The following is a 15,559-nucleotide window of genomic DNA, read 5'->3' as shown; positions in this document are numbered from 1 at the left end:
GGTCTCCCCCGGGCCCTTCGCCGTACCGTGTCGTGCGGGTCAGCCGAGGCTGACGGTGCGCGCCGAGACCGCGCCGATCTCGGCGGAGATGTCCGCGAGGACGTTCGCCGGAACCTCCGCGTCGACGGTGAGGACGGCGAGCGCCTCGCCGTGCGCCTCCGCTCGGGCGACCTGCATGCCCGCGATGTTCAGGCCGGCCTCGCCGAGGACGCGGCCGACGGTGCCGACCACGCCGGGGCGGTCGGTGTAGCGCAGCACGACCATGTAGTCGGCGAGCGCCAGGTCCACGTCGTACTCGCCGATGCCGACGATCTTCTGGAGGTGCTTCGGGCCGGCGAGGGTGCCGGAGACCGACACCTCCTGACCGTCCGACAGGGTGCCGCGCACGGTCACCACGTTGCGGTGGTCCGGGGACTCCGAGCTGGTGGTCAGGCGTACCTCGACACCGCGCTCCTGCGCGAACAGCGGGGCGTTGACGTAGGAGACCGTCTCGTCGACGACGTCCTCGAAGACACCCTTGAGGGCGGAGAGTTCCAGCACCTTGACGTCGTGCTGGGTGATCTCGCCGCAGACCTCGACGTCGAGGCGGACCGCGACCTCGCCCGCGAGGGCGGTGAAGATGCGGCCGAGCTTCTCGGCGAGCGGCAGGCCCGGACGGACGTCCTCGGCGATGACGCCGCCCTGGACGTTGACCGCGTCCGGTACGAGCTCGCCCGCGAGCGCCAGGCGCACCGACTTGGCGACCGAGATGCCGGCCTTCTCCTGGGCCTCGTCCGTGGACGCGCCGAGGTGCGGGGTGCAGACGACCTGGTCGAGCTCGAAGAGCGGGGAGTCCGTGCAGGGCTCCTTCGCGTACACGTCGAGGCCGGCGCCGGCGACGCGGCCCTCCTTGATGGCCGAGTACAGCGCGGCCTCGTCGACGATCCCGCCGCGCGCGGCGTTGACGATGCGGACGGACGGCTTGACCTTGTGCAGGGCCTCGTCCCCGATGAGACCGAGGGTCTCGGGGGTCTTGGGCAGGTGCACGGTGATGAAGTCGGCGACTTCGAGGAGCTCGTCCAGCGTCAGCATCTTGACGCCCATCTGGGCGGCGCGCGCGGGCTGTACGTAGGGGTCGTACGCGACGATCTTCATGCCGAAGGCCGACATGCGCTGGGCGACCAGGACGCCGATGCGGCCGAGGCCGACGACACCGAGGGTCTTCTCGCTGAGCTCGACGCCCGTGTACTTGTTCCGCTTCCACTCGCCGTTCTTCAGGGCGGTGTTGGCCTGCGGGATGTTGCGGGCCGAGGCGACGAGCAGGCCGCAGGCGAGCTCGGCGGCGGTGACGATGTTGGAGGTCGGGGCGTTCACGACCATCACGCCGGCCTTGGTGGCGGCGGAGACGTCGACGTTGTCGAGGCCGACACCGGCGCGCGCGACGACCTTCAGCTTCTTGGCGGCGGCGATGGCCTCCGCGTCGACCTTGGTCGCGGATCGCACCAGGATGGCGTCGACGTCCACGATCGCGGGGAGCAGCTCCGCGCGGTCGGCTCCGTTGACGTGCCGGATCTCGAAGTCCGGACCGAGCGCGTCGACGGTGGCGGGCGACAGCTCTTCGGCGATGAGTACGACAGGTTTCGAGCTCACGTGGGTCATCCTCACAAGTCCAGTGCGGACGGCCGTCCCGACGGCCGCAGGCGGTGGAGGGGGTAGCCGCGTGGAAGACGCACGACACTGTGGGCCTGACGCGTTGTGTTGAGCAGTGTAGTGGCGGATTCCGTGCTGGATTCCGCCTGTCCGGAAGGATCACCCGTCCGGGGTTGGCCAGGGTGGACAAGCCCCGTGTGCAGAGCGGTCCGATCCGGCCCGTCATCCGCGGCGGGGCCGGGGCTCATCGCCCCGGCCCCTTCGCGTACGGATCAGCTCTCGTCGCTGTCGACCCAGCTCATGAGCTTGCGCAGCTTCTTGCCGGTGGTCTCCAGCAGGTGCGCCTCGTCGGCCTTCTTGTACTCGTTGTACTTCGGCAGACCGGCCTTGTACTCGGCCATCCAGGTGTTGGCGAACTCGCCGCTCTGGATCTCCGCGAGGACCTGCTTCATCTCGGCCTTGGTGGCGTCGGTGATGATGCGGGGACCGGTGATGTAGTCGCCCCACTCGGCGGTCTCGGAGACCGACCAGCGCATCTTCTCCAGGCCGCCCTCGTACATGAGGTCCACGATGAGCTTCAGCTCGTGCAGGCACTCGAAGTACGCGATCTCCGGCTGGTAGCCGGCCTCGGTCAGGGTCTCGAAACCGGCCTTGACCAGGGCGGAGGCGCCACCGCAGAGGACGGCCTGCTCACCGAACAGGTCGGTCTCGGTCTCCTCGGTGAAGGTGGTCTTGATGACGCCGGCGCGGGTGCCGCCGATGCCGGCCGCGTACGAGAGCGCGAGGGCGAAGGCGTTGCCCGAGAAGTCCTGCTCGACGGCGGCGATGCAGGGCACGCCGCGGCCTTCCTCGTACTGGCGGCGGACCAGGTGGCCCGGGCCCTTCGGGGCGACCAGGGCGACGTCCACGTTGGTGGGGGGCTTGATGAAGCCGTAGCGGACGTTGAAGCCGTGGCCGAAGAAGAGCGCGTCGCCCTCCTCGAGGTGCTCCTTGATGGACTCCTCGTAGATCTCGGCCTGGAGCGGGTCCGGGGTCAGGATCATGATGACGTTGGCCCAGGCGGCGGCCTCGGCGACCGGGACGACCTTCAGGCCCTGCTCCTCGGCCTTGGCCTTGGACTTCGAGCCCTCCTTCAGGCCGACGACGACGTCGACGCCGGAGTCACGCAGCGACAGCGCGTGGGCGTGGCCCTGGCTGCCGTAGCCGATGACCGCGACCTTGCGGCCCTGGATGATGGACAGGTCGGCGTCGTTCTCGTAGAACAGCTCGGCCACTGGGATATCTCCTTGGTGCGCTGGTGTTGCTCCCACCGTACGGCGGGGAACGTGAAGGAAGTTTCTTGGTCTCGCGATGCGAGAGGCAACGCGACGTCGGCGTGTCGCTCAGGCGCCGTGCTGCTCGGGCGCCGTGTCGCTCAGGCGCTGCGGTCGAGCGCGCGCAGGCTGCGGTCCGTGATGGACCGGCCGCCGCGCCCTATGGCGATCGTGCCGGACTGCACGAGCTCCTTGATGCCGAAGGGCTCCAGCATCTTGAGCATCGCGCCGAGCTTGTCGGCGCCGCCCGTCGCCTCGATGGTGACGGCCTCCGGGGAGACGTCGACCGTCTTGGCACGGAACAGCTGGACGATCTCGACGATCTGGGAGCGGGTCTCGTTGTCGGCGCGGACCTTCACCAGAACGAGTTCGCGCTCGATGGCGTTGTGCGGCTCCAGCTCGACGATCTTGAGCACGTTGACCAGCTTGTTCAGCTGCTTGGTCACCTGCTCCAGCGGGAGGTCCTCGACGTTCACGACGATCGTGATGCGCGAGATGTCGGGGTGCTCGGTGACGCCGACCGCGAGGGAGTCGATGTTGAACCCGCGGCGGGAGAACAGCGCGGCGATCCGGGCGAGGATGCCGGGCGTGTTCTCGACCAGGACGGAGAGCGTGTGCTTGGACATGTGAGTCGTTCTCTCTCTCAGGCTCTCTCGGCTCAGTCGTCTTCGTTGTCGCCGAAGTCGGGACGGACGCCCCGGGCTGCCATGACCTCGTCGTTGGAGGTGCCGGCGGCGACCATCGGCCACACCATGGCGTCCTCGTGGACGATGAAGTCGATCACGACGGTACGGTCGTTGATCGCGTTGGCCTCGGCGATGACCTTGTCCAGGTCGGCCGGGTCCTCGCAGCGCAGCGCCACGCAGCCCATGGCCTCGGACAGCTTGACGAAGTCCGGGACGCGGGTGCCCTTGCGGGGGGCGGTGGACTCACCGAGCTGGGAGCCGACGGTGCCGTGGCCCGTCTCGTCCGCGTGCAGCACGGTGTTGGAGTAGCGCTGGTTGTAGAACAGGGTCTGCCACTGGCGGACCATGCCCAGCGCACCGTTGTTGATGATCGCGACCTTGATCGGGATGTTGTTCAGCGCGCAGGTGACCAGTTCCTGATTGGTCATCTGGAAGCAGCCGTCGCCGTCGATCGCCCAGACCGTGCGGTCCGGCATGCCGACCTTGGCGCCCATCGCGGCGGGGACCGCGTAGCCCATGGTTCCGGCGCCGCCGGAGTTCAGCCAGGTGCGGGGCTCCTCGTAGTTGACGAAGTGCGAGGCCCACATCTGGTGCTGGCCGACACCGGCCGCGTAGATGGTGTGCTCGGGGGCGAGCTCGCCGATGCGCTGGATGACCTGCTGCGGCGAGAGCATGCCGTCGTCGGGCAGGTCGTAGCCCAGCGGGTACGTGTCGCGCCAGCGGCTGAGGTCCTTCCACCAGGCGGTGTAGTCCCCGGTGTTGCCCTCGGTGTGCTCGGCCTGGACCGCCTGGATCAGGTCGGCGATGACCTCGCGGGCGTCACCGACGATCGGGACGTCGACCTCGCGGTTCTTGCCGATCTCCGCCGGGTCGATGTCCGCGTGGATGACCTTGGCGAACGGGGCGAAGCTGTCCAGCTTGCCGGTGACGCGGTCGTCGAAGCGGGTGCCGAGCGCGATCAGCAGGTCCGACTTCTGCAGGGCGGTGACGGCGGTGACCGCGCCGTGCATGCCCGGCATGCCCACGTGCAGCGGGTGGCTGTCGGGGAACGAGCCCAGCGCCATCAGCGTGGTGGTGACCGGGACCCCGGTCAGCTCGGCCAGGACCTTGAGCTCGGCGGTCGCGCCGGACTTCATGATGCCGCCGCCGACGTACAGGACGGGGCGCTTGGCCTGGCAGATGAGCTTCGCGGCCTCGCGAATCTGCTTGGCGTGCGGCTTGGTGACCGGCCGGTAGCCCGGGAGGTCCTGGGACGGCGGCCACGAGAAGGTGGTCCTCGACTGCAGGGCGTCCTTGGCGATGTCGACCAGGACCGGGCCGGGGCGGCCGGTGGAGGCGATGTGGAACGCCTCGGCGATCGTCTTCGGGATGTCCTCGGCCCTGGTCACCAGGAAGTTGTGCTTGGTGATCGGCATCGTGATGCCGACGATGTCCGCCTCCTGGAAGGCGTCGGTGCCGATCGCCTTGGAGGAGACCTGGCCGGTGATCGCGACGAGCGGCACCGAGTCCATGTGCGCGTCGGCGATGGGGGTGACCAGGTTGGTGGCGCCGGGGCCGGAGGTGGCCATGCAGACGCCCACCTTGCCGGTGGCCTGCGCGTAGCCGGTCGCGGCGTGGCCGGCGCCCTGCTCGTGGCGGACCAGGATGTGGCGGACCTTGGTGCTGTCCATCATCGGGTCGTACGCCGGGAGGATGGCCCCGCCCGGGATACCGAAGACGGTGTCGCACCCCACCTCTTCGAGAGAGCGGATGAGGGACTGCGCACCCGTGACGTGCTCAACTGCGGCGGGCTGGTGTCCGCCGGAACGGGGCCGCGGCTGCGGATGGTGGGCCCCGGTGGCCTGCTCGGTCATCGGCATTCTCTTCTCGAAGCTGAGGGTTTTACGAGGATTCGAAGGTGTGCCAGTGCAACAAAAAACCCCTCGTGCCGGGAGGCAAGCGAGGGGAGCGCGTCGGGAGTACGGAGCGGGGACATGCAGGTCCCAGCTTCAGCCGACGCGCTTTCCAAGTACGAGAATTCGGGTGCGCATGGCACTGACCCTCCCTCCGGCGGGAGGGGGATGTCAAGCGGGTGGGACGGGCGTCTCATTATGTGAGCCTCTGCGGATGGCCATCGAGCCCCCGGACGAACCACCGGCCAAGGCGGGCTGGGCCGCTCCGCCCGGTACTGGGAACGTACCGCGCACCAGCGCGCGGCGCAGCCTGTACTCGTCGAGTGGGCCGGAAAAAGCCACTCCCTGGCCGTGTGTGCACCCCATCGCGCGCAGTGCCATGACCTGCTCGGGGAGGTCCACCCCGTCGGCCACCGACTGCATGCCCAAGTCATTTGCAATGCGCAACAAACCAGCGGTGATCTTGTGGAGACGGGCCGATTCGACCACTCCCTCGACGAGCCCCCGGTCCACCTTCAGGATGTCCACGGGAAGCCTGCGCAGGGCGCTGATGGCCGCGTAGCCGCTGCCGAAGCCGTCCAGGGAGATCAGGACCCCGAGCCGGCGCAGGGCCGCCAGGCGCCGCTCCAGCTCGTCGAAGGGGACCCTGGGGTCGGACACGGTCAATTCGATCACGAGGGCCCCGGACGGCAGCCCGTGCCGGGTCAGCAGGGCCTCCACGGAACCGAGCGGCGCGGCCCGGTCCAGCAGCCGCTGGGCGCTCATCCGTACGGCCACCGGTACGTCGTGCCCGATCCGGTGCCGCTCGGCGGCCTGCGCCACGGCCTCCTCCAGCAGCCAGTGCCCCAGCTCGGCGGCCCGGGTGGGCGAGCCCGCGGGGAGGCCGGAGCGGCCGGAGCGGCCGTCGGGCCCCGCCGCCGCGCCCTCGCTGTACTCGGCCACCCGGAGGAATTCCGCCGGGGTGAACAGGATCCCCTGGGCCGAGCGCCACCGGGCCTGCGCCGCCACGGCCGTGACCTCGCCGCTCGCCAGCGAGACCACGGGCTGGTGCAGCAGGGCGAACTCCCCGTCGTGGAGCGCGGTGCGCAGCCGCCCGGCGAGCTCCGCCTTCCGTACGACCTCGGCCTGCATCTGGGGCGCGTACAGCTCGACCCGGTCCTTGCCGCCCGCCTTGGCGCGGTACATCGCGAGGTCCGCGTTGCGCATGAGGTCCGAAGGGGTGATGCCGGGGTCGGCGAAGGCCACGCCGATGCTGGCGGCGACCCGGACCTCGCTGCCGGCGATCCGGTACGGCTGGGACAGGGTGGTGCGCAGCCGGTCCGCGATCTCGTGCACCTGGTACTCGCGTGCGCTCCGGTCGCGGCTGCCGTCGCCCAGGATCAGCGCCGCGAACTCGTCGCCGCCGAGCCGGGCCGCGGTGTCCCCGGCGCGCACCGAGTCCTGGAGCCGGTGGGCGGCCTCGATCAGCAGCTCGTCGCCCGCCTGGTGGCCGATGGTGTCGTTGACCGCCTTGAACCCGTCGAGGTCGATGAAGAGCACGGCGGTGCTGTGGTCCCCCGCGCGCCGGCCGGTCAGGGCCTGGCGGACCCTGCGGGTGAACAGGGCCCGGTTGGGCAGGTCGGTCAGCGGATCGTGCTCGGCGCTGTGCTGGAGCTGCGCCTGGAGGCGGACCCGCTCGGTGACGTCGCGGCTGTTGAGGATGAGGCCGCCCTGGTGGCGGTTGACGGTGGACTCCACGTTGAGCCATTCGCCGCTGCCGGACTTGAAGCGGCATTCGATGCGGGTGGTCGGCTCCTCGGCGGGCGGCGCGGCGAGGAAGCGGCGCACCTCGTGGACCACCCGGCCCAGGTCGTGCGGGTGGATCAGGGTGGCGAGCTCGGTGCCGACGAGCTCCTCGGCCTCGCGTCCGTAGACCCCGGCGGCCGCGGGGCTGACGTACCGCAGGGTCCCGGTGGGGGCGGCGATCATGATGACGTCGCTGGAGCCCTGGACCAGGGAGCGGAAGTGGTTCTCCTTCTGGGCGAGTTCCTGCGTCAGCGCGATGTTGTCGATGAGCATGATGCCCTGCCGGATGACGAGGGCGAGCACCACCGTGCAGCCGGTGAAGACGACCACGCGGTCGACCTTCCGGCCGTCCACCACGTTGTACAGGATGCCCAGGGTGCAGACGGCTGCCGCCAGGTACGGCGTGAGCGCGGGCAGCGACCCGGTGATGGGGCGGCTGACCGGGCGGTCGGGGCGCGGCGGCCCCGGCGTCCCCGGCTCCGGATGGGCGCGCCGGGCTCCCCAGGGCGCGTAGGCGAGCAGCAGCGAGCCGGCGAACCAGCCGGCGTCGAGCAGCTGACCGGACTGGTATTCGGCGCTGAGCAGCGGCGAGGTGAACAGGGCGTCGCTGAGGACGGTCAGGGCCAGGGCCGCGATGGCGGTGTTCACGGCCGAGCGGTTGGCCTCGGAGCGCCGGAAGTGCAGGACGAGCACCATGGAGACGAGCGCGATGTCCAGCAGCGGGTAGGCGAGCGAGAGCGCGGCGCGCGGGACGCTGCCTGGGGCTCCGGACTGGGCGGTCCGCGCCGCGTGCGCGAGGGCCAGGCTCCAGGACAGGGTGAGCAGGGAGCCGCCGATGAGCCAGGAGTCGAGTCCGAGGCAGACCCAGCCGGCGCGGGTGACCGGGCGTTTGGCGAGGACGAGCAGGCCCACGATGGCGGGCGGTGCGAAGCAGAGGAAGGCGAAGTCGGCGAGCGAGGGCTTCGGCACGGCCTCGCCGAGGACCACCTCGTACCAGCCCCAGACGCCGTTGCCGCAGGCTCCCATGAGGGAGGAGAACGCGAAGAGCAGCCAGGCCGGGCGCTCGCGGCTGTCGATCGCCCGCGCGTACGTGTAGCAGGAGACGGCGGCGAGCAGGGCCGCGGCACTGAGCCCGAAGTCGCCCATGATCTCGGCGAGTTCCTCGGAGCCCCAGCCGAGGGCGGCGCCGACGGCGTACCCGCCGCTGACCACTGCGAGGAGCAGCTGCATCGCCAGGCTCCTGCCGCCGCCCGAGACGGGCGGCCTGGTCAGCAGCGCCGCCCCCGGGGTACTCACCGGTCCCCCTCGCTGGCTGATTCCGGCGCAGCCCAGTCCCTGCAGCGCCGCCTCCGGCGGCCGTGCCGCATCGGATCCTTCGTCCATTGGCCGTACATCGCCCGTCGCCCCCCAAAGTGTCCGATCACTCCCCAGCGCCAGACGAAAGCGCTGCAGCCCCTTGTTCCGGACGATACACCACTTTCGTCACTCAGGGACATAGACGGTCTACTCTCCGTTACCACTCGGGGAGTTGTTGCCACTGTGCGCGTCCGGACGGATGCGGAGCGTGCGCACTGCGCGTCAGCCGGTGATCAGGACCGTGTTCTCCACGGGCTCCCCCGCGGCGAACCGCTGGAGCTGGCGGGCCACCAGACGCCTGGCCCGCGGCGCGAACGCCGTACTGCTGCCGCCCACGTGAGGCGTGATCAGGACATTCGGAGCATGCCAGAGCGGATGGCCGGAGGGCAGCGGTTCCGGGTCGGTGACGTCGAGCGCCGCGCGCAGCCGGCCCGACTCCAGCTCCGCCAGCAGGGCGCCGGTGACGGCGACGGGGCCGCGCGCCACGTTCACCAGCAGGGCGCCGTCCTTCATCCGGGCGAGGAACGCGGCGTCGGCCAGGCCCCGCGTCGCGTCGGTCAGCGGGGTGGAGAGGATCACCACGTCGGCCTCGGGGAGCAGCCGCGGCAGTTCGGCCTGAGCGTGCACGGGCCCGCGCGGGGTGGTGCGCGCCGAGCGTGCGACCCGTACGACCCGCGCGCACTCGAAGGGTGCGAGCCGGTCCTCGATGGCCTCGCCGATCGATCCGTAGCCGAGGATCAGTACGGACTTGTCGGCGAGGGCGTCGTAGAAGCCGGAGTGCCATTCCTCGCGGTCCTGGCCGCGCACCATCCCCGGGATGCCGCGCAGCGAGGCGAGGGTGAGGGTGAGCGCCAGCTCGGCGGTGCTCGCCTCGTGGACGCCGCGCGCGTTGCACAGCCGTACGCCGGGACGCAGCAGGTCGAGGCCGTCCAGGACGTGGTCGATGCCCGCGGTCAGCGTCTGCACGATTTCGAGCCCCGGCATGTCGGCCAGCGGGCGCAGGGTGACCTCGGGGGACTTCATGTACGGGGTGACGTAGAAGACGCAGGCGGCCGGATCGGCCGGGAAGTCGTCCTCACCGTCCCACGCGCGGTAGGTGAAGGCGTCGGGGAGGCCCTTGATCTCCTCGGCGGGGAACGGCAGCCAGACGTCCACTGTCTTTGCATCCATGACCAGGAGGCTATGCCAAGGGCAATGGATCCTGATCAAGCCGTTAGTTTGTTTGCCGGACCGGGAGGGGGACGCACGGGTGGAGCGCAGGTCGATCGGGGCGGGGGCGCTGACGGTGGGCGCCGTCGGGCTCGGGTGCATGCCGATGAGCTGGGCGTACGCGCCCTCGCGGCGCCGCCTGGCGGAGTCGCTGGCCACGGTGCACACGGCGCTGGACCTCGGGGCGAACCTGCTGGACACCGCCGACATGTACGGGCCGTTCACCAACGAGCTGCTGCTGGGGCGGGTGCTGCGGGAGCGGCGGGCGGACGCGTTCGTGTCCGCCAAGGTGGGGCTGCGGGCGGGCGAGCAGCACGTGGTGGCGGACGGGCGGCCCGGATACGTGCGGCGGGCCTGTGACGCCTCGCTGCGGCGGCTGCGGACGGACGTCATAGACCTCTACCAGCTGCACCGGGTGGATCCGGAGGTCCCGGTCGAGGAGACCTGGGGGGCGATGGCCGAGCTGGTCGGTGCCGGGAAGGTGCGGGCGCTCGGGTTCTGCGCGCTGGGGGCGGGCGCCGGGCCGGGGGCGGGGCGGCGCGGGGACCGGGCGTACCAGGTGACCTTGGACCACCTGGAGCGGGTCCAGCAGGTGTTCCCGGTGAGCGCGGTGCAGGCGGAGCTGTCGGTGTGGTCGCCGGATGCGGCGCGGCGGCTGCTGCCGTGGTGCGCGGCGCGCGGGGTGGGGTTCCTGGCGGCGATGCCGCTGGGCAGCGGGTTCCTGACCGGGACGCTCCGGCCGGGCGAGGGCTTCGAGTGGGAGGACGTGCGGGCGCGGCATCCGCGGTTCACGGCGGAGTCGATGGCGGCGAACCAGGTGCTGGTGGCGGGGCTGCGGCGGGTGGCGCGGCGGCTCGGGCCGCAGGTGACGGCTGCGCAGGTGGCGCTGGCGTGGGTGCTGGCGCAGGGGCCGCAGGTGGTGCCGGTGCCGGGGGCCGACCGGGCGCACTGGGCGGCGGAGAACGCGGGGGCGGACCGGCTGCGGCTGACGGCCGGGGACCTGGCCGAGATCGCGGCGCTGCCGGCGGCGGTGGGAGCCTGGGACTGACCCGCCGCGGACCGGGGAACGAGCCGGGAGCGGGCCCGGTGCCGAGCTCGGAACACCACTCGATCGGGTGTACGAGCGCCGGAACTTCGGGAAGTGCCGCAGCTGTTGAGACGGGTGAAAGGCACGATCGCCGGCCGGAGGGGAGCAGGACGATGCGATACGGACAGGACCGCAGGGGATACGAGGGATACGGGGGCCCGCGCGCCCGGAGCCGCGGAGTGCTGGCGGCGTTCGCCCTGGCGGGATGCGGGGCTCTGCTCGCGGCGGGCTGCGCACCGGCGGGCTCCCCCGCCGCGAAGCCGGGCACGTCACCACCGGGTGCGCCACCCGCGGCGTCGGGGTCCGGCCCCGGGGGCTCCCCCTCCGGTTCCCCGGAGGCCGCGCCGCCGGCCAAGGGCTCCGTGACGGTGGCGGGCGAGGTCGCCAAGGGCCTGGAGTCCCCTTGGGGCGTGGCCCCGCTGCCCGACGGGGACCTGCTGGTCGCCTCGCGGGACAAGGGGACGATCAGCAGGGTCGCCCTGGCCACCGGCACGGTGACGCAGATCGGCAAGGTCCCCGGGGTGGCCCCGGGCGGCGAGGGCGGGCTGCTGGGGCTCGCGCTGTCGCCCTCGTACGCCTCGGACCGGATGGTGTACGCGTACTTCACGACGGAGTCCGACAACCGCATCGCCCGGATGCGGTACGACGAGCAGCGGGATCCCGGCCAGCAACTGGGCGCGCCGGACACGGTGTTCCGGGGCATCCCCAAGGGGCTGATCCACAACGGCGGCCGGATCGCCTTCGGCCCGGACAAGATGCTCTACGCGGGGACGGGTGAGACCGGCGACACCGGGCTGGCGCAGGACAAGAAGTCGCTGGGCGGCAAGATCCTGCGGATGACTCCGGACGGGCAGCCGGTGCACGGGAATCCCGAGGCCGATTCGGTCGTCTACTCCTACGGGCACCGCAATGTGCAGGGCCTGGCCTGGGACAAGGACAAACGGCTGTGGGCGGCGGAGTTCGGCCAGAACACCTGGGACGAGCTGAACCTGATCGAGCCCGGCGCGAACTACGGCTGGCCGGAGGCCGAGGGAAAGGCCGGCAAGCCCGGCCTGCGCGATCCGGTGGCCGTGTGGAAGACCGACGAGGCCTCGCCGAGCGGGATCGCCTGGGCGCAGGGCTCGGTGTGGATGGCCGGGCTGAAGGGCGAACGGCTGTGGCGGATCCCGCTGGCCGGGGCGCATCCGGTCGCCGAGCCGGAGGCCTTCCTGACGGGGAAGTACGGCCGGCTGCGCACGGTGATCGCCCTCGGCGGGGACAGATTGCTGCTGGTGACGAGCGAGACCGACGGGCGCGGGTCGCCGGAGGCGGGCGACGACAGGATCCTGACACTGACGGTGCGGTAACCGACGGAGCCCTGGTGGGGGGCGAAAGGCACGGTGGGCACGGTGTTCAACATGATCGAGGAGCTCTTCAACCCGGGACGCAAGCACACGGACGAGGAGAAGAAGCGGCTGGAGCTGTCCCGGACCGACGTGAACGACGGCGATCCGGGACGCGGTCCGATAGACCTGGACTCCGGCACGGTGCTCATACGCCCGGCGGAGCCGTCCCCGCGGGAGTGAGGGGCCCGAACAGCCGTAGCCGGTGGGCGAGGGCGGCCGCCTCGCCGCGGCCGGCGACGCCCAGCTTGGCCAGGATGTTCGAGACGTGCACGCTGGCCGTCTTCGGCGAGATGAACAGCTCCTCGGCGATCTGGCGGTTGCTGTTGCCCGCCGCGACCAGGCGCAGGACGTCGCGTTCGCGGCTGGTCAGGCCCAGGGCTTCGACGGGGTCGGGGGCCGGTGCGGGCAGGGCCTGGGGCGCGTCGGCCGCGGTGAGCGGGAGCCGGGCGCGCTGGGCGAGGAGGGCCAGGTCCTCGCGGAGCCCGCGGGAGCCGAGCCGGTCCGCGGTGGCGTAGGCCTGGCGGAGCACCACGGCGGCGGGCTCACGGTCGCCGCCGGAGGCCAGCAGGGCCTCGGCGAGCCGGTGGCGGGCGCGGGCCAGCAGGTACGGACGTTCCAGCGGGCGGATGGCCTGCTCGACGCCGGCCCAGTCGGCGGCGGTGTCCCGGTCCTCGGCCCGCAGCAGCTCCACGCGGAAGAACTCGGCGTGGGCGGCCCACACGGGCACGGGGGTGGCCAGGGCGCGGGCGGCGGAGCGGAGTACGCCCAGGGCGGCTTCGCGGCCGGCGTCGGCGACCGGGAGTCCACGGGCGTCCGCCTCGGCGGAGGCGGCCGCGAGCAGCAGCGGCCAAGCGTAGCGGTGGTGGCCTATCGGGAAGCCGTAGGCGAGTGCGTCGGTGATCTCCGCGCGGACGTCGGCGATCCGGCCCTCGCCGGCGGCGAGGCCGACGGCGAGGCGGTAGAGCGGTATGCGGTGCTGGGGCTGGCTGTCGTGGGTTCCGAAGTGGGCGTGGGCGGCGGCGAGCCGGCCGGTCGCCTCGGCCAGTTCGCCGCGGGCCAGGGCCAGGTGGGACAGCCGCGTGGAGGCGGAGCCGCGCGGGGCGGCGCTCTGGCCGACGCTCAGGCCGCGCTGGGCGGCTGCGGCGGCCTCGTCCCAGCGGCCGAGGCTGTACAGGCTCTCCGCCATGTTCCCGCTGAGCCAGGCCTCGGTGTCCAGCAGCCGTGACCGCTTGACGAGTTCGACCCCTTGTTCGGCCAGTTCCACGGCTTCGAGGGACCGGCCCATGCTTTCCAGCTGAGAGGTGAGGTTGATATGTGCACGTCCCGCCAGCATGACGAGCCCCAGTTCGGTGGCCCGCTCGCGGACCGCGAGCATCTCGGCGAGGCCGCGGTCGGCGTCGCCGGAGTCGGTGAGCAGGCAGCCCACCGTGATCCGGGCGTTGAGCTCGATCTCCTCGGCCCCGACCATACGGGCGTAGGCGACGGCGCGTTCCGCGGCTTCGAGGTTGCCGGGGCCGGGGTTGTGGAGCATGCCCCAGCCCGCGGCCCGGACCAGGACCTCGGCGTGCACCTGGGACGGGGGCAGCCCCTTGACGAGCTCCTGGGCCTTGGCGAGTTCCTCCCAGCCGTCGCCGCGGGCCAGGCTGGAGACGAGCCGGGAGCGCTCGGTCCAGAACCAGGCGGCGCGCAGCGGGTCCCGGTCGTCCTCCAGCAGCCGCAGCGCCGTCTTGGTGAGCTTGAGGGCGCGTTCGCGCTCGCCGCCGAAGCGGGCGGCGACGGTCGCCTCGGCCAGCAGGTCGAGCCGCTTCAGCGGGGTGGTGGCCGGGTCGCAGCCGCACGGTGGGTACACGTCGGTGTAGTCCACCGGGCGCAGCGCCTCGCGGATCTCCTCAGGCGCGCTCTCCCACAGGTCCAACGCCCGTTCCAGCAGTCTCAGCTGCTCGGAGTAGGCGTGCCGGCGGCGGGCGGCGACCGAGGCGGCGAGGACGGCGGGCAGCGCCTTGGCCGCGTCGTTGGCGCAGTACCAGTAGCTGGCCAGCCGGATGACCCGCTCCTCGGCGCGGATCAGCCAGTCGTCGGCTTCCATCGCCTCGGCGTAGCGGCGGTTGACGCGGGCGCGCTCGCCGGGCAGCAGGTCGTCGCTGACGGCCTCGCGGACCAGCGAGTGGCGGAAGCGGTAGCCGTCCCCGTCGGGGGTGGCGAGGAGGATGTTGGCGCCGACGGCGGCCCGCAGGGCCTCGATCAGCTCGTCCTCCGTGAGCCCGGCGACGGCGCGCAGGAGCGGGTACTCCACCGTGGAGCCGCCCTCGGCGACGATGCGCACCACGCGCTGGGCGGCCTCCGGCAGCACTTCGACGCGGACGAGCAGCAGGTCGCGCAGGGACTCGGTGAGTCCCGCCTGGCAGCCGCTCCTCGTGCAGGCGGCGAGTTCCTCGACGAAGAAGGCGTTGCCGTCGGAGCGGTCGAACACGGAGTCCACGAAGGCCTCGTCGGGCTGCGAGGCGAGGATGCCGGCGAGCTGGCGGCGCACCTCGGCCCGGTTGAAGCGGGGCAGTTCGATGCGCTGGACGGTGCGGAGCCGGTCGAGTTCGGCGAGCAGCGGGCGCAGCGGGTGGCGGCGGTGGACGTCGTCGGCCCGGTAGGTGGCGACGACGACGAGCCGGCCGCTCGCGAGGGTGCGGAAGAGATAGGAGAGCAGGTGCCGGGTGGAGGTGTCCGCCCAGTGCAGGTCCTCCAGGACGAGGACGACGGTGCGGTCGGCGGCGAGCCGCTCCAGCATCCGGGCCGTCAGTTCGAAGAGCCGGGCGGTGCTCTCCTCGTCGTGCGGTCCGCGGGGGGTGTCGCCGAGTTCGGGAAGGATCCGGGCGAGTTCGTCCTCCTGGCCCGCGGCGGCGGCCGCCAGCTCTCCGGGGAGCTGCCGGTGCAGGGTGCGCAGGGCCGTCGAGAACGGGGCGAAGGGAAGGCCCTCCGCCCCGATCTCCACACAGCCTCCGACGGCCACCACCGCACCGCGGCGGGCCGCCTCGCAGAGGAACTCCTCGGTGAGGCGGGTCTTTCCGACCCCGGCCTCGCCTCCGACGAGCAGCGCCTGCGGCTCGCGGCCCGCGGCCCGGGCCAATGCGTCGGTGAGTACGGCCAGTTCGTCGGCGCGGCCGACGAACACCGGGCTGACAGATCTGGTCTCCACGTCGCCGAGCATCGCACAGGAGTCCTGGCC

The 15,559-nt window shown here is 71.9% G+C and carries 10 protein-coding genes; 3 read left to right on the top strand and 7 right to left on the bottom strand.

Annotated features, from left to right (window positions below; all coding sequences use genetic code 11):
- Positions 1 to 39: 39 nt before the first annotated feature.
- The 6 genes from serA to ADK52_RS19795 all read right to left on the bottom strand — a co-directional run bounded on the left by serA (position 40) and on the right by ADK52_RS19795 (position 9,831).
- Positions 40 to 1,629, bottom strand: coding sequence for a phosphoglycerate dehydrogenase (serA, locus tag ADK52_RS19820; protein WP_053691171.1), 1,590 nt, complete (start codon positions 1,627 to 1,629; stop codon positions 40 to 42).
- A 272-nt stretch (positions 1,630 to 1,901) separates the two neighbouring features.
- Entirely contained in the window at positions 1,902 to 2,903 is a 1,002-nt protein-coding gene (gene ilvC / locus ADK52_RS19815; protein ID WP_053691170.1) for a ketol-acid reductoisomerase, read from the bottom strand.
- A gap of 140 nt (positions 2,904 to 3,043) precedes the next feature.
- Complete coding sequence (ilvN, locus tag ADK52_RS19810; protein WP_030857425.1) at positions 3,044 to 3,568, bottom strand: acetolactate synthase small subunit; 525 nt, start codon at positions 3,566 to 3,568, stop codon at positions 3,044 to 3,046.
- Positions 3,569 to 3,600: 32 nt separating this feature from the next.
- Positions 3,601 to 5,487: an acetolactate synthase large subunit gene (locus ADK52_RS19805; RefSeq protein ID WP_053691169.1), complete on the bottom strand. Its 1,887-nt coding sequence runs from the start codon at positions 5,485 to 5,487 to the stop codon at positions 3,601 to 3,603.
- 204 nt (positions 5,488 to 5,691) lie between these two features.
- Entirely contained in the window at positions 5,692 to 8,601 is a 2,910-nt protein-coding gene (locus tag ADK52_RS19800) for a putative bifunctional diguanylate cyclase/phosphodiesterase (RefSeq protein ID WP_420714918.1), read from the bottom strand.
- Between the two features lie 282 nt (positions 8,602 to 8,883).
- Complete coding sequence (locus ADK52_RS19795) at positions 8,884 to 9,831, bottom strand: 2-hydroxyacid dehydrogenase (protein WP_053691167.1); 948 nt, start codon at positions 9,829 to 9,831, stop codon at positions 8,884 to 8,886.
- 79 nt (positions 9,832 to 9,910) lie between these two features.
- On the opposite strand from ADK52_RS19795, the gene ADK52_RS19790 reads away from it, so the two are divergent.
- From ADK52_RS19790 to ADK52_RS43030, 3 genes are all read left to right on the top strand, one after another.
- Entirely contained in the window at positions 9,911 to 10,918 is a 1,008-nt protein-coding gene (locus ADK52_RS19790) for an aldo/keto reductase (protein ID WP_053691166.1), read from the top strand.
- Between the two features lie 152 nt (positions 10,919 to 11,070).
- On the top strand, positions 11,071 to 12,303 hold the full coding sequence (locus ADK52_RS19785) for a PQQ-dependent sugar dehydrogenase (protein WP_078988462.1): 1,233 nt from the start codon (positions 11,071 to 11,073) through the stop codon (positions 12,301 to 12,303).
- A gap of 51 nt (positions 12,304 to 12,354) precedes the next feature.
- Positions 12,355 to 12,522 (top strand): DUF6191 domain-containing protein, encoded by a 168-nt coding sequence (locus ADK52_RS43030; RefSeq protein ID WP_324615927.1) that lies wholly within the window; start codon positions 12,355 to 12,357, stop codon positions 12,520 to 12,522.
- Here ADK52_RS43030 and ADK52_RS44810 read toward each other — a convergent pair.
- On the bottom strand, positions 12,488 to 15,541 hold the full coding sequence (locus ADK52_RS44810; RefSeq protein WP_053691164.1) for a helix-turn-helix transcriptional regulator: 3,054 nt from the start codon (positions 15,539 to 15,541) through the stop codon (positions 12,488 to 12,490). The genes ADK52_RS43030 and ADK52_RS44810 overlap by 35 nt on opposite strands.
- Between the last annotated feature and the right edge of the window lie 18 nt (positions 15,542 to 15,559).

The organism is Streptomyces sp. WM6372, assembly GCF_001279655.1.
Lineage (GTDB): Bacteria > Actinomycetota > Actinomycetes > Streptomycetales > Streptomycetaceae > Streptomyces.
The sequence above is the reverse complement of the archived record's forward strand: the minus strand, read 5'-3'. Positions and strand labels throughout refer to the sequence as shown.